At 60.1% G+C, this 12,416-nt stretch carries 21 protein-coding genes; 20 read left to right on the forward strand and 1 reads right to left on the reverse strand.

Annotated elements, in window-relative coordinates:
- Positions 1 to 73 precede the first annotated feature (73 nt).
- On the forward strand, positions 74 to 787 hold the full coding sequence (locus HALAL_RS0109675; protein WP_025273815.1) for a ComEA family DNA-binding protein: 714 nt from the start codon (positions 74 to 76) through the stop codon (positions 785 to 787).
- Positions 788 to 835: 48 nt separating this feature from the next.
- Here the strand turns inward: HALAL_RS0109675 and HALAL_RS17610 are convergent, their stop codons facing one another.
- Entirely contained in the window at positions 836 to 1,510 is a 675-nt protein-coding gene (locus tag HALAL_RS17610) for an Rv1352/Rv1906c domain-containing protein (RefSeq protein ID WP_051462876.1), read from the reverse strand.
- 180 nt (positions 1,511 to 1,690) lie between these two features.
- Between HALAL_RS17610 and HALAL_RS0109685 the strand changes: the two genes are divergently transcribed.
- The 19 genes from HALAL_RS0109685 (at position 1,691) to rplR (ending at position 12,124) form a co-directional block, all read left to right on the forward strand.
- Positions 1,691 to 3,289: an N-6 DNA methylase gene (locus HALAL_RS0109685; protein ID WP_169732432.1), complete on the forward strand. Its 1,599-nt coding sequence runs from the start codon at positions 1,691 to 1,693 to the stop codon at positions 3,287 to 3,289.
- Between the two features lie 427 nt (positions 3,290 to 3,716).
- A complete protein-coding gene (gene rpsJ / locus HALAL_RS0109690) occupies positions 3,717 to 4,025 on the forward strand; it encodes a 30S ribosomal protein S10 (protein WP_025273818.1) in 309 nt (102 codons plus the stop codon).
- Positions 4,026 to 4,034: 9 nt separating this feature from the next.
- Entirely contained in the window at positions 4,035 to 4,682 is a 648-nt protein-coding gene (gene rplC, locus HALAL_RS0109695) for a 50S ribosomal protein L3 (protein ID WP_025273819.1), read from the forward strand.
- Entirely contained in the window at positions 4,682 to 5,332 is a 651-nt protein-coding gene (gene rplD / locus HALAL_RS0109700; RefSeq protein ID WP_025273820.1) for a 50S ribosomal protein L4, read from the forward strand. The genes rplC and rplD overlap by 1 nt, the downstream gene beginning before the upstream one ends.
- Entirely contained in the window at positions 5,329 to 5,643 is a 315-nt protein-coding gene (gene rplW, locus HALAL_RS0109705; protein WP_025273821.1) for a 50S ribosomal protein L23, read from the forward strand. The genes rplD and rplW overlap by 4 nt, the downstream gene beginning before the upstream one ends.
- Before the next feature lie 17 nt (positions 5,644 to 5,660).
- Positions 5,661 to 6,503, forward strand: coding sequence for a 50S ribosomal protein L2 (rplB, locus tag HALAL_RS0109710; protein WP_025273822.1), 843 nt, complete (start codon positions 5,661 to 5,663; stop codon positions 6,501 to 6,503).
- Positions 6,504 to 6,506: 3 nt separating this feature from the next.
- Positions 6,507 to 6,788, forward strand: coding sequence for a 30S ribosomal protein S19 (gene rpsS, locus HALAL_RS0109715; RefSeq protein ID WP_025273823.1), 282 nt, complete (start codon positions 6,507 to 6,509; stop codon positions 6,786 to 6,788).
- 35 nt (positions 6,789 to 6,823) lie between these two features.
- Positions 6,824 to 7,288 (forward strand): 50S ribosomal protein L22, encoded by a 465-nt coding sequence (gene rplV / locus HALAL_RS0109720; protein WP_025273824.1) that lies wholly within the window; start codon positions 6,824 to 6,826, stop codon positions 7,286 to 7,288.
- Positions 7,288 to 8,118: a 30S ribosomal protein S3 gene (gene rpsC, locus HALAL_RS0109725; RefSeq protein WP_025273825.1), complete on the forward strand. Its 831-nt coding sequence runs from the start codon at positions 7,288 to 7,290 to the stop codon at positions 8,116 to 8,118. The genes rplV and rpsC overlap by 1 nt, the downstream gene beginning before the upstream one ends.
- Positions 8,119 to 8,123: 5 nt before the next feature.
- Positions 8,124 to 8,552, forward strand: a complete 429-nt coding sequence (gene rplP, locus HALAL_RS0109730) for a 50S ribosomal protein L16 (protein ID WP_025273826.1) — start codon at positions 8,124 to 8,126, stop codon at positions 8,550 to 8,552.
- Positions 8,552 to 8,782, forward strand: coding sequence for a 50S ribosomal protein L29 (rpmC, locus tag HALAL_RS0109735; protein WP_025273827.1), 231 nt, complete (start codon positions 8,552 to 8,554; stop codon positions 8,780 to 8,782). Before rplP ends, rpmC begins: the two co-directional genes overlap by 1 nt.
- Positions 8,782 to 9,048 (forward strand): 30S ribosomal protein S17, encoded by a 267-nt coding sequence (gene rpsQ / locus HALAL_RS0109740; protein ID WP_025273828.1) that lies wholly within the window; start codon positions 8,782 to 8,784, stop codon positions 9,046 to 9,048. The genes rpmC and rpsQ overlap by 1 nt, the downstream gene beginning before the upstream one ends.
- A gap of 12 nt (positions 9,049 to 9,060) precedes the next feature.
- Positions 9,061 to 9,426, forward strand: a complete 366-nt coding sequence (gene rplN, locus HALAL_RS0109745) for a 50S ribosomal protein L14 (protein WP_025273829.1) — start codon at positions 9,061 to 9,063, stop codon at positions 9,424 to 9,426.
- 3 nt (positions 9,427 to 9,429) lie between these two features.
- Positions 9,430 to 9,741 (forward strand): 50S ribosomal protein L24, encoded by a 312-nt coding sequence (gene rplX / locus HALAL_RS0109750; RefSeq protein WP_025273830.1) that lies wholly within the window; start codon positions 9,430 to 9,432, stop codon positions 9,739 to 9,741.
- Entirely contained in the window at positions 9,741 to 10,310 is a 570-nt protein-coding gene (rplE, locus tag HALAL_RS0109755) for a 50S ribosomal protein L5 (RefSeq protein ID WP_025273831.1), read from the forward strand. Before rplX ends, rplE begins: the two co-directional genes overlap by 1 nt.
- On the forward strand, positions 10,310 to 10,495 hold the full coding sequence (locus HALAL_RS0109760) for a type Z 30S ribosomal protein S14 (protein ID WP_025273832.1): 186 nt from the start codon (positions 10,310 to 10,312) through the stop codon (positions 10,493 to 10,495). Before rplE ends, HALAL_RS0109760 begins: the two co-directional genes overlap by 1 nt.
- 266 nt (positions 10,496 to 10,761) lie before the next feature.
- A complete protein-coding gene (rpsH, locus tag HALAL_RS0109765) occupies positions 10,762 to 11,169 on the forward strand; it encodes a 30S ribosomal protein S8 (protein ID WP_025273833.1) in 408 nt (135 codons plus the stop codon).
- A 20-nt stretch (positions 11,170 to 11,189) separates the two neighbouring features.
- Complete coding sequence (rplF, locus tag HALAL_RS0109770) at positions 11,190 to 11,726, forward strand: 50S ribosomal protein L6 (RefSeq protein ID WP_025273834.1); 537 nt, start codon at positions 11,190 to 11,192, stop codon at positions 11,724 to 11,726.
- A gap of 2 nt (positions 11,727 to 11,728) precedes the next feature.
- A complete protein-coding gene (gene rplR, locus HALAL_RS0109775) occupies positions 11,729 to 12,124 on the forward strand; it encodes a 50S ribosomal protein L18 (protein ID WP_025273835.1) in 396 nt (131 codons plus the stop codon).
- Positions 12,125 to 12,416 lie beyond the last annotated feature (292 nt).

Raw genomic sequence — 12,416 nt, forward strand, 5'->3', positions numbered from 1 at the left:
TTTCCTGCCCAACCTGGAATCGGTATTCTTACTTCGGTTGCCCGATTGCCTCTATTGACAGGAAAGCCCAGACATGGCCGTTGACGAAGATCGTAGTAGCGCCCCGTCCTTTACCCTGCGTGTGTGTTCCTGGGGTTGGAGTCTTATCCCGTTTGCTTCTCTCGGTTATCTGACCCCCATGGTGTATTTGGTAGGGGCGGTCCGTCGGCCCGGAACGACGATGTGGATATCCACAGCGGGGTACGCCGTTCTTTGGATTCTGATCCTGGCGCTGGTGCCCGTTCACGATGCTGATTCGGTGATCGTCAACGTTTTGATCGCCCTGCAGATACTCCTGCTCATGATCGGGGCCGGCGTTCAGTCCATTGTTCTGCGCCGCCGTGTCTGGTATCCATCGACCCCTACCGCCACGACGACGACCGATTATCCCAGGAACAATCGGGCACCGATGCCGGACGCCACCGAACTGCTGCACCGAAAACGTATGGAGCGGCAGCAAGCGCGCCGAATCGTCGCCGATGACCCCATACTCGCCAAACAATGTTGCATCGGACGTCCCGATGTGGACGCTCGGACCGTATCAGACGGTGGCCTGGTGGACGTGAATCATGCGCCCGCTCAGGTACTGCGGGAGTATCCGGGTCTGTCCGCCGCTGTTGCCGACTCGGTCCGTGAGCGTGTTTCTACGCTTGGGCCGTTTACCAACATGGGGGAGATGCTGATGGAAATCGACGTCGCCCCCGAATATGTCAATGAACTATCGGAGTATGCCGTTTTCCTGCCTTGATCGCCGCGGAGGGTGGGTGGGAACCCACCCTGAAGCCGATGGTGGGAGCTACTTCCTGTCCCACTGGCAATCTCCGCTGAACAGTACCCCGGCATCGGACTCATCGACGGTAATGCGTCCCTGCGCACCGGCGTCGATGTTCTCATTGGAGATGAGGTCGTCCACCGACATGGTGAACCCCGACAGGCGCGCGACGTAGCAGAGGTCCAGGGAATCCTCACCTTCATTGACGGTGGTATAGGTTCCCGGTTCGATTTCACTGCCTACTTCCCATATTCCGGCGCTAACGGGGTCTCCGGCGTCGGCCAGGTTGTCGTCTGTGGCTTCCTGCCATCGGCAGTCTCCGGTGAACTCGACGCCGGCGTCGTTCTCGGTGACGGTGACACGGCCGCGCATACCTCCCTCGATGTTCTCGTTCGCGACGAGGTCGTCCAGTTCGCCGCTGAATCCGCTGAGGCGAGCGACGTAGCACAAGTCGAGCGAACCGTCGCCGGTGTTGGTGGTGACGTACGTACCGGGGGAGATTTCTTCGCCGACCTCCCAGGTTCCGGCTCCGATTCCTTTAGACTCCTCAGCGGCGGAGGTACCCGTTTCCTCGGCGGCGTCGGCATCGGAGTCCTCCTCGCCCCCAATGCATGCGACCGATAGACCGGCGAGAGCGACGGAACCCAGCCCGACCAGAAATTTTTTACGAACCGACACGTTGTTGACTGATGTACTCACAAATTGCTCCTGTAGATAGAATATTGAAAAACTGACTGTGAACTCACTTCACGACAATACTCATGTGTGTATCATGTTCGCAAGGCAGGGATGATCACGATTCCATTACAAGAGGAGAGCTCCTTGACGGCTGTGACCTTGAGTGAGATTGCTCGGCTTGCGAATGTCCAGGTCAGTGCGGTGAGTAATTGGAAATTCCGCGACCGGTCCTTCCCCGAACCGATTGATGCTGAAGGAAAGTACTTCGATCTCGATGCCGTAGCCGCGTGGGCCGATCAGGAGGGTCGCCCCGTGCGGATTTCCGGTACGGATCGCATTTGGTACGACTACCTGGGAAACGAGCGGCGCTCCACGACGGCCTTGGCCGACATATTGGAACAGCTCTACCCCGGGCCGATGACCGACCCGGCGCTACACGAACTGGCCAAAGGCGAATCCAGCAACGCACTCATCGAGTCCTTTGTCGCCAAAACCTCACTTGGAACGGGCATTGAACCGGCGGAATACCTGCGGGATATCAGTGTTGCCGTGCGGTCGAACCGACCCGCCGACGTCTATGATCCTGCAGCCGGGACCGGAGAGCTCCTCCTGGCCTTGGCGGGTGCGCTTCACGTCGGCAGAGTCGTCGCGGTCACCTCCTCCGAGGACGATTCCATTATCGCGCTCGCCCGACTTCAGGCCGCCTTTCCCGAGCAGTCCGTCGCAGTGAGAAGCGTCGACCCGTTCGCGGAACCGGTCGGTGAAGAGCGCTTTGATTTGGTGGTTTGCGATGCGTACAGCGCTGCGCGCTCCCAGTCGACCCCGCAATTGGATGTCGGCGACGTGCGGAGCCGATTCGGCCGCCCACCTAAATCGGAGCCGGAACTCACCTGGCTCGTCCATTGCCTGACGGTCACCGCTGCGAATGGACACGCGGTGATCCGGATGCCGAACGCCGCGGCTCATCGCAAAACCGGACGTCGTATTCGCTCAGAGTTGCTGCGTCAAGGTCTGCTCCGCGCCGTCGTCGCCAATCCGGACGGACGGACTCAGACCTGGGTATTGGACGGGGAGAATCACGGTGCTGCTGACCGGCGACTCATGGTGTCCGAATTCGACTCCTTCGCTCGGAAATGGAACGCCGGTGATGGCGAGGTTGCCGGTGCAGCCTCGGTTCCCGTTATCGAATTGCTGGATCAATCGGTGGACTTGAGCCCCAATCTCCATCTTGGTCCAGGCCACGCGACCGAATCGGACTTTCGCGATGGAGTACATGCTCTCCGCCGACGGCTCCGCGGAATTACCTCGACCTTGCCGGAGTGGGATTTCGAATCCAGTGCACAGTACCCCCTGGTAAGTCTCGGGGCCTTGGACAAGGCCGGCGAGATCTCGATCTCGACGGCGCGAGAAGGGCACGGCGTCGTCCTTGACCACCGACATCTGCGAGTGGTGACCGTTGGAGACGTCCCCGAATCAGAGGCGCTCTATTGGTTGGTGGAGGCGAGCGATGAATGGGACCCGCACTACCTGGCCGCTGGGATCCACAGCGGGGTGCGGGACATGTCGACCGCCGTCACCGGCGAAGCCAAGCGTCGTGTGATGGGAATCCGGGTTCCACGCCTCCCCGTGGAGGAACAGCGTCGTCGCGGGGCAGCGTTTCGAGTCGTATGGGAGCTCAATCAGGAGCTTGAAGCGGCTCGTCGGGAGGGTAGGGACGTCATGTTCGACGCCGCGCAGGTGCTTATGGAGAATCGGGTCACCGGTGAGGTGGATTCAAGTGGTCGTCACGGGTGCACCTAGTTCGAGTCGGATGTGTGCTTCGTAATCTGCGTTACCCTGACCGCCCCTGCCTTGCGCCTGATCTCCTGCTTGAGGCATACTATTCAGGTTGCGTCGTGATCCAGTCAAGCACATTGACTTCTCATGACGTGTATTCAAACGGCTCTCACAGAGCGGGCATCTTTTTCTCACGACGTTTGCCCCGCAGGGAGTTGGTTTGTTCGCCTGAATTGCGCTTATCGGTCGGTTCTGCCGGTCCGTGCTGCCATCAGGCCATGTGAACTAACTATTGGTTCTCAGTCGCTGATTCAAACAGTGTCATAAGGGCGCTTCGTCCCCGGAGTTCTCCTCTTGGGGAAGTGCTGTGCCCGACGCTGCTTTTCCCTAGTGACACGCCCGGCCGCGTGAAGCGGCCCCACCTGTTGTTTAACTAAAAAGGTAAGGAACCATGGCGGGACAGAAGATCCGCATCAGGCTGAAGGCGTACGACCACGAGGTCGTCGATTCCTCAGCCCGCAAGATTGTGGAGACGGTCACCCGTACTGGAGCGAATATCTCCGGTCCGGTACCGCTCCCGACTGAAATAAACCGTTTTTGTGTCATTAAGTCGCCGCACAAGTACAAGGATTCGCGCGAGCACTTCGAGATGCGCACGCACAAGCGCCTCATCGACATCCTCGACCCGACTCCGAAGACCGTCGATTCGCTTATGCGTCTCGACCTGCCGGCCGGCGTTGACATCGAGATCAAGCTGTAGGAGGTGACCATGGAACGCAAAATCAAAGGCATCCTGGGCACCAAACTCGGCATGACCCAGGTGTGGGACGAAAAAGGCCAGGCCGTACCCGTGACGGTCGTCCAGGCCGGTCCCAACGTCGTAAGCCAAATCCGTAAACCCGAGATCGACGGCTACAGCGCCGTCCAGCTCGGTTTCGGCGACATCAAACTGAAAAAAGTCACCAAGCCGTTGCAGGGGCACTTTGAGAAGGCCGGTGTCGCTCCGCGTCGCCACCTCGTCGAACTGCGCACCTCCGACGCTGCTGACTACGAACTCGGCCAGACGCTGGACGCCACCGTTTTCGAGAGCGGTGAGCTCGTGGACGTCACCGGTAAGACCAAGGGTAAGGGCTTCGCCGGTGTCATGAAGCGTCACGGCTTCTCCGGTATGGGAGCCGGACACGGTGTGCACAAGGTCCACCGTGCCCCCGGTGCCATCGGCGGTTGCGCCACTCCGGGGCGCGTCTTCAAGGGTATGAACATGGCGGGCCGCATGGGCGGTAACCGTCAGACGACCCAGAACCTGAAGGTTCACGCCGTGGACACCGAGCGTGGTTTGCTGCTTATTAAAGGTGCCGTTCCCGGACCGAAGAACGGTCTGGTGCTCGTCCGTAGCGCAGTGAAGGCGGTCGTCTAATGAGCATTGAAGTCAAAGTAAAAGACGCTGCTGGTAAAGAGACCGGGACGACCATCGAGCTCCCCGTCGACATTTTCGACGTAGAGCCGAACATCCCGCTCATGCACCAAGTGGTTACCGCCCAGCAGGCGGCCGGTCGCACCGGATCGGCCAACACCAAGACCCGTGGCGAGGTCCGCGGTGGAGGTAAGAAGCCTTACCGCCAGAAAGGTACCGGTCGTGCCCGTCAGGGTTCGATCCGCGCCCCCCAGTTCACGGGCGGTGGAACCGTACACGGACCGAAACCGCGTTCGTTCGCCGAGCGTACTCCCAAGAAGATGATTGCCGCCGCCACGTTCGGCGCTCTCACCGACCGGGTACGCAGCGAGCAGCTGCACGTCATCGACTCCTTCATCAAGGACGAGAGCCCGAAGACCAAGACCGCCAAAACGGCGCTGGCCAATGTCAGCGAAGCGAACAAGGTCCTGGTCGTTCTCTCCCGCGATGAAGAAGTTCAGTGGAAGAGCCTGTCGAACCTCACCAACGTTCACCTGCTCACCGCTGGCCAGGTCAACTGCTACGACGTGCTCAACAATGAAGACGTCGTGTTCAGCGAGGCCGCTCTGCGGCAGCTCATCGCTGACCGTAGTAAGCAGGAGGCTACGGCATGAGTGAAGTGACCATCGCCGATCCGCGCGACATCATCATCAAGCCGATCATTTCGGAGAAATCCTACGCTCTGCTTGGTGACAACAAGTTCACCTTCGAGGTGGACAAACGCGCCAACAAGGCCCACATCAAGATCGCCATCAAGCAGATCTACGGTGTCGAGGTCGAAAAAGTGAACACCATTAACCGTCAAGGTAAGCGCAAGCGCACCCGCTACGGCTGGGGCAAGCGTAAAGACACCAAGCGCGCCATCATCACCATTAACGGTGACCCGGGCCGTCTCGGTGAAGTCTTCGGCGGAACGATCAACTAAAGGGGGGTTAGGACACAATGGCTATTCGTAGATACAAGCCGACCACTCCTGGTCGTCGCGGATCGAGCGTTTCCGACTTCGCCGAGATTACTCGTTCGCACCCGGAGAAATCACTGGTCAAGCCGATCACTAAGACCGGCGGACGGGGTAACGGCGGTAAGATCAACACCCGTCACCGCGGTGGAGGTCACAAGCGGCGTTACCGCATCATCGACTTCCGGCGCCACGATAAAGACGGTATTCCGGCCAAGGTCGCCCACATCGAGTACGACCCGAACCGGACGGCCAACATCGCGCTGCTGCACTACGTCGACGGGGAAAAGCGCTACATTCTCGCTCCCCGAGACATCAAGCAGGGCGACCGGATTGAGAGCGGCCAGGGAGCCGACATCAAGCCCGGTAACGCGATGGAGCTGCGTCACATGCCGGTCGGTACCACCATTCACGCAGTGGAGATGAAGCCCGGTTCGGGTGCGGCCCTTGGTCGCAGCGCCGGAACGGCCATTCAGCTGCAGGCTCGGGAAGGGAAGTACGCCCACCTGCGTATGCCTTCCGGCGAGATTCGACTGGTGGACGTGCGTTGCCGTGCGACCGTCGGTGCGGTCGGAAACTCCGAGCACAGCAACATCAACTGGGGTAAAGCCGGACGTCGTCGGTGGAAGGGCTGGCGCCCGTCCGTCCGCGGTGTCGTGATGAACCCGATCGACCACCCGCACGGTGGTGGTGAAGGACGCACCTCCGGTGGTCGTCACCCGGTTAACCCAAAGGGTAAGCCCGAGGGTCGTACCCGTAAGAAGAACCACCCGACGGACCGCCTCATTGTGCGTCGTCGTCAGGCTAACCGGAAGCGGGGTAAGTAAGCCGTGGCACGTTCATTGAAAAAGGGACCTTTTGTAGACGACCACCTTCAGAAAAAGGTGGACGCCGCCATCGAGTCCAAAAGCAAGAACGTCATTAAGACCTGGTCGCGTCGCTCGACGGTCACCCCCGATTTCATCGGGTTGACCTTCGGCGTTCACGACGGACGTAAGCACGTTCCGGTGTACGTCACCGAAAACATGGTGGGGCACAAGCTCGGTGAGTTCGCTCCGACGCGTACGTTCCGTGGCCACATTAAAGACGACAAGAAGAGCCGTCGCCGCTAAGGCAGGCTTCACAGAAATTACGAAGGAATATCACCATGGCACAACTGGAGCAAGAGGCTCCGAAGGCACGCGCCGTAGCTCGCTACGTTCGCGTGGCTCCGCGCAAAGCGCGCCGCGTCGTGGACCTCGTACGTGGCCTGCCCGTGGACGAGGCGCTGACGACTCTGGATTTCGCGCCGTACGCGGCTGCTCGTGACGTCTACAAGGTCGTCGCTTCAGCCCAAGCTAATGCCGAGAACAACCTCGGTCTGGACCCCGAAGCGCTCATGATCTCCGAGATCATGGTCGACGAAGGGCCCACCATGCGCCGTTACCGTCCGCGCGCTCACGGGCGTGCTTACCGGATCAACAAGCGCACCAGCCATATCACGGTCACGGTGGAATCGGTGACTGCCTCCGGCAGCCCCTCCGAGCCGACCGTCCGTCGCCCGAAGGCCAAGAAGCCTGCGGAGGCGGAGACCGTGGAAAGCAAAGACGACGCCGAGAAGGAGACCGAATAATGGGTCAAAAGGTTCACCCTACCGGGTACCGCCTCGGCATCAGCGCTGACTGGACGTCCCGCTGGTACGCCGACAAAGACTACGCCGACTACGTCGGCGAGGACGTCAAGATCCGTAAGCTCCTGACCAAGGGTCTCGAGCGGGCCGGTATCAGCCACGTTGACATCGAACGGACCCGCGAGCGCGTACGCGTGGACATCCACTCCGCGCGCCCCGGTATCGTCATCGGGCGCAAGGGCGCCGAGGCCGATCGTCTGCGCGGTCGCTTGGAGAAGCTCACTTCGAAGCAGGTCCAGCTCAACATTATCGAGGTCAAGAACCCCGATATTGATTCGCAGCTGGTGGCTCAGAGCGTCGCCGAGCAGCTGGCCAGCCGAGTCAACTTCCGTCGCGCGATGCGCAAGTCGATTCAGTCGGCCATGCGCAATCCGCAGGTGAAGGGTATTAAGATCCAGTGCTCCGGTCGTCTGGGTGGAGCGGAAATGTCCCGCTCCGAGCAGTACCGCGAGGGCCAGGTTCCCCTGCACACGCTGCGCGCCAACATTGACTACGGCTTCTTTGAGGCCCACACGACCTTCGGCCGCATCGGTGTGAAGGTGTGGATCTACAAGGGTGAGGCCACGCTCAAGGAGCAGGCCGAGCAGCAAGTGCAGCGTCGCCGTGAGGGCGGCCCAGCCGGTGGACGTGGCGGCCGTGGTGGCCGCGGCGGTCGCGGCGGTCGCGGTCGTGGCGGCCAGCAGCAGACCCAACAGACGCAAAGCACTGAGAAGCGCAACAACGCTTCTGCTGAGGCTTCTGCGTCAGCGGAAACTCAAAAGCAGGAGGGTTAAGCGACATGCTTATGCCACGGAAACCACCGCGTGGTTACCGCAAGCCTCACGCCCCGAAGCGTAAGGGTAAGGCATCCCGCGGTACGCGCGTGTCGTTCGGTGAGTATGGCATTCAGGCCACCGAACACGCGTACGTGACCAACCGTCAGATCGAAGCGGCCCGTATCGCCATGACCCGTCACATTAAGCGTGGCGGTAAGGTCTGGATCAACATTTTCCCTGACCGTGCGATCACGAAGAAGCCGGCCGAAACCCGTCAGGGTTCCGGTAAAGGTAGCCCGGAGTACTGGGTTGCCAACGTGAAGCCGGGCCGGGTCATGTTCGAGATTTCGTTCCCGAACGAAAAGACCGCCAATGAGGCGTTGATGCGTGCGATCCACAAGCTTCCGATGAAATGCCGCATCGTAAAGCGTGAAGGTGCAGGTGAAGTCTAATGGCAGTCGGAATTGACGCCGGTGAGCTGCGCGAGCTCGGAGATAAAGAGCTCGTCGACAAGCTGACCGAAAAGAAAGATGAGCTGTTCAACCTTCGGGTTCGTTCAGCCACGGGGCAGCTCGAAAACAACCACACGCTCGGTGTGGTGAAGAAAGAGATCGCCCGTATTTACACTGTCATGAATGAGCGCCGTCTTGGCCTCAGTGCTGCGCCGGAGGAGGATAACTAATGAGCGAGAACGCAACTCGTGGCCGGCGTAAAGTAATGGAGGGCATTGTCGTCGGCGACAAAATGGACCGGACTGCCGTCATCGAAGTGGAGAGCCGTAAGAAGCACTCCCTGTACGGCAAGGTCATGCGTACCACTAAGAAATACAAGGCACACGACGAGAACAACCAGTGCGGTGTCGGCGATCGTGTTTCCATCATGGAAACCCGTCCGCTGTCCAAGACCAAGCGCTGGCGTCTGGTCGAAATCCTTGAAAAGGCAAAGTAGGGGAGATTCGACGTGATCCAGCAAGAATCTCGGCTGAAAGTCGCCGACAACACCGGTGCGCGCGAGCTGCTTTGCGTTCGCGTGCTGGGTGGTTCGGGCCGTCGCTACGCCGGCATTGGTGACACCATTGTCGCCGCGGTGAAAGAAGCGACCCCGGGCGCCGGCGTGAAAAAAGGCGACATTGTGAGAGCCGTTATCGTTCGCACCAAGAAGGAACGCCGTCGTCCCGACGGTTCCTACGTTAAGTTCGACGAAAACGCCGCAGTCCTCGTCAGAGACGGTGAACCGCGAGGGACCCGTATCTTCGGCCCTGTCGCCCGCGAACTGCGTGACAAGCAGTTCATGAAGGTCATCTCCCTCGCCCCGGAGGTGTTGTAAGAGATGAAGATCAAATCAGGCGACCGTGTACGCATCATCGCCGGCAAGGACAAGGGTGCCGAGGGGCAGGTCCTCGAGGCCTACCCGCGGCGTGAGCGTGTCCTCGTCGAAGGTGTCAATCGCGTTACCAAGCACGTTAAAGCCGGTCAGACCGCACGCGGTTCGCAGACCGGTGGGATCGAGACGCATGAGGCGGCGATCCACGTGTCCAACGTGATGGTCCTCGAAGATGGCAAGCCCACCCGCGTGGGTTACCGCATCGGCGACGATGGCCGTAAAGTCCGTATTTCGAAACGGACGGGTAAGGATCTGTAATGACTGACGTAGCTGAAAAAGTCGCTCCGCGTCTAAAGGAGAAGTACAACTCCGAGATCCGCGGCAAGCTGACCGACGAATTCAAGTACGGCAACGTTCACGAGGTTCCCGGTCTGGTGAAAATCGTGGTCAACATGGGTGTGGGTGACGCTGCGCGTGACTCCAAGCTGATTGACGGCGCCCTGTCCGACCTGGCCACCATTACCGGGCAGAAAGCTATCGTGCGTCGCGCTAAGAAGTCCATCGCGCAGTTCAAACTGCGTGAGGGACAGGCCATTGGCGCCAAGGTCACCCTGCGCGGTGACCGGATGTGGGAATTCCTGGACCGGACTCTCTCGTTGGCCCTTCCTCGTATCCGCGACTTCCGTGGACTGTCCGACCGTCAGTTCGACGGCAACGGCAACTACACCTTCGGTCTGACCGAGCAGAGTGTGTTCCCCGAAATCGACATGGATAAGATGGACCGGGTTCGCGGTATGGACATCACCTTGGTGACCACCGCGAAGACCAACGATGAAGGCCGGGCGCTGCTGCGTCACTTGGGCTTCCCGTTTAAGGAGAACAGCTAATGGCAAAGAAAGCGCTCATCGCCAAGCAACAGCGCAAGCCTAAGTTCAAGGTGCGCGCTTACACCCGCTGCCAGAAGTGCGGTCGTCCGCACTCGGTGTACCGCAAGTTCGGCCTCTGCCGCGTGTGCCTGCGTGACATGGCGCACCGTGGAGAGCTGCCCGGCGTTCACAAGGCCAGCTGGTAGTTTTCCACACCTGCGGGTCGGCCCCGTTCTCTCGGGCGGGGAATCGACCGAACGGGTGCTGGTTTCGTTGGGGTGGGTGTTCGACAACGGGCACTCACCCCCTCTGGTGTGGCCTCGGGCTCGGGTAACCGTTTCCGAAGGCGCACATAATTTCATTCGACCGTTGTCCCCGCTCTGACTTTTCACGAGCCGGGGCAACCGACTGTCACAGGCCCGGAGACGGTGTACCGGCTTCGGGAACCGTGACGGAAAGAGAGTTCTACTCCATGACAATGACCGATCCGATCGCAGACATGTTGACCCGTCTGCGGAATGCCAACCAGGCATTTCACGAATCGACGTCAATGCCTCACTCCAAGACCAAAGCGGCTATCGCCGAGGTCTTGAAGCAGGAAGGTTACATCGCCGACTGGCACGCCGAAGAGCCCAAGGAAGGCACCGTCGGCAAAAAGCTGGTCGTCGACCTCAAGTTCGGTGCCAACCGGGAGCGTTCGCTCTCCGGCCTGCGTCGTGTTTCGAAGCCCGGTCTGCGGGTGTACGCCAAGTCCAGTGAACTGCCGCGAGTGCTCGGTGGTCTGGGTGTGGCGATCGTATCCACGTCCGGTGGTCTACTCACCGACCGTCAAGCTCGTAAACGTAACGTCGGCGGCGAAGTTCTCGCCTACGTCTGGTAAATCAAGGGAGGGTATGCAGCATGTCCCGTGTTGGGAAAGCACCGATTTCAGTTCCCTCCGGCGTTGACATTTCCGTCAACGGCGTTGCGGTCACCGTTAAGGGCCCGAAGGGTGAACTGTCGCAGGAAATTCCGGAAGAGATCTCGGTTGAGGTCGAAGACGGCACCATCAAGGTGTCCCGCCCCGACGACGAGCGGAAGAGCCGTGCGCTGCACGGGCTCGTACGCAGCCTGATCAATAACATGGTTCAGGGCGTCTCGGAAGGCTTCCGTAAGACTTTGGAAATCAACGGTACCGGTTACCGTGGGCAAGCCAAGGGTAAAGGCGTCGAGCTCAGCCTCGGCTACAGCCACAGCATTCAGGTCGACGCACCTGAAGGCATCACCCTGACGCTGGAAAAGCCCACCATTCTGCACATCGACGGTATCGACAAGCAGCTGGTCGGTCAGGTTGCCGCGAACATTCGCGGTCTGCGTCCACCGGAACCGTACAAGGGCAAGGGCGTTAAGTACGCGGACGAGCGCATTCGCCGCAAGGCCGGAAAGGCAGGTAAGTAGTTATGGGTGCCAAACTGCAGAAGCGAAGCAAAACCGCTCCGAAGGCGTACCGCCGTCGGGTGGCTCGCGACCGTCGCCATTTCCGTCTGCGCAAGAAGGTTCACGGCAGCTCGGCGCGTCCGCGCCTCGCGGTATTCCGTTCCGACTTGCACATCACCGCTCAGGTCATCAACGACGACGAGGGCCACACGTTGGCCGCTGCCTCCAGTGTCGAGGCGTCGTTTGACGACTTCGAGGGCACCAAGACCGACAAAGCGAAAAAGGTCGGTGAACTGGTGGCCGAGCGCGCCAAGGAAGCGGGCGTCGACGCGGTCGTATTCGACCGTGGTGGCCGCAAATACCACGGCCGCATCGCCGCACTGGCCGATGCAGCCCGCAACGGCGGCCTTACGTTTTAGGTGACCGTTCCGACGTCGCACAGCACGTCGCCTAGCGGTGTTCTCAGAACCCCGCGTACTGAAGTACGCGCGGAACCTGAGAATCCCACTATTCAACGCACTGTGCGACGTCGGAACTCCTTTCCAGCTCGGACGTCGCATGACCGCGTACGCGCGTCAGCGACTTAATTTTTCGTTGTTATTGCCGTGGTGACCGCATTAGGTGGTGCACTGCGGTTTTTCTTTTGGGCATGTCCCAGTTCCGAACTCGATTGTTGAGCAACCTCCATCGATAGTCCTGCGCCCGGCGTTA

Source organism: Haloglycomyces albus DSM 45210 (assembly GCF_000527155.1).
Taxonomy (GTDB): Bacteria; Actinomycetota; Actinomycetes; order Mycobacteriales; family Micromonosporaceae; genus Haloglycomyces; species Haloglycomyces albus.

Excerpts from the sequence above, each read along its gene's own strand:
- HALAL_RS0109675 (WP_025273815.1), top strand. The coding sequence starts at position 74 with ATGGCCGTTGACGAAGATCGTAGTAGCGCCCCGTCCTTTACCCTGCGT.
- rpsJ (WP_025273818.1), top strand. The coding sequence starts at position 3,717 with ATGGCGGGACAGAAGATCCGCATCAGGCTGAAGGCGTACGACCACGAG.
- rplC (WP_025273819.1), top strand. The coding sequence starts at position 4,035 with ATGGAACGCAAAATCAAAGGCATCCTGGGCACCAAACTCGGCATGACC.
- rplD (WP_025273820.1), top strand. The coding sequence starts at position 4,682 with ATGAGCATTGAAGTCAAAGTAAAAGACGCTGCTGGTAAAGAGACCGGG.
- rplW (WP_025273821.1), top strand. The coding sequence starts at position 5,329 with ATGAGTGAAGTGACCATCGCCGATCCGCGCGACATCATCATCAAGCCG.
- rplB (WP_025273822.1), top strand. The coding sequence starts at position 5,661 with ATGGCTATTCGTAGATACAAGCCGACCACTCCTGGTCGTCGCGGATCG.
- rplV (WP_025273824.1), top strand. The coding sequence starts at position 6,824 with ATGGCACAACTGGAGCAAGAGGCTCCGAAGGCACGCGCCGTAGCTCGC.
- rpsC (WP_025273825.1), top strand. The coding sequence starts at position 7,288 with ATGGGTCAAAAGGTTCACCCTACCGGGTACCGCCTCGGCATCAGCGCT.
- rplP (WP_025273826.1), top strand. The coding sequence starts at position 8,124 with ATGCTTATGCCACGGAAACCACCGCGTGGTTACCGCAAGCCTCACGCC.
- rpmC (WP_025273827.1), top strand. The coding sequence starts at position 8,552 with ATGGCAGTCGGAATTGACGCCGGTGAGCTGCGCGAGCTCGGAGATAAA.
- rpsQ (WP_025273828.1), top strand. The coding sequence starts at position 8,782 with ATGAGCGAGAACGCAACTCGTGGCCGGCGTAAAGTAATGGAGGGCATT.
- rplX (WP_025273830.1), top strand. The coding sequence starts at position 9,430 with ATGAAGATCAAATCAGGCGACCGTGTACGCATCATCGCCGGCAAGGAC.
- rplE (WP_025273831.1), top strand. The coding sequence starts at position 9,741 with ATGACTGACGTAGCTGAAAAAGTCGCTCCGCGTCTAAAGGAGAAGTAC.
- HALAL_RS0109760 (WP_025273832.1), top strand. The coding sequence starts at position 10,310 with ATGGCAAAGAAAGCGCTCATCGCCAAGCAACAGCGCAAGCCTAAGTTC.
- rpsH (WP_025273833.1), top strand. The coding sequence starts at position 10,762 with ATGACAATGACCGATCCGATCGCAGACATGTTGACCCGTCTGCGGAAT.
- rplF (WP_025273834.1), top strand. The coding sequence starts at position 11,190 with ATGTCCCGTGTTGGGAAAGCACCGATTTCAGTTCCCTCCGGCGTTGAC.
- rplR (WP_025273835.1), top strand. The coding sequence starts at position 11,729 with ATGGGTGCCAAACTGCAGAAGCGAAGCAAAACCGCTCCGAAGGCGTAC.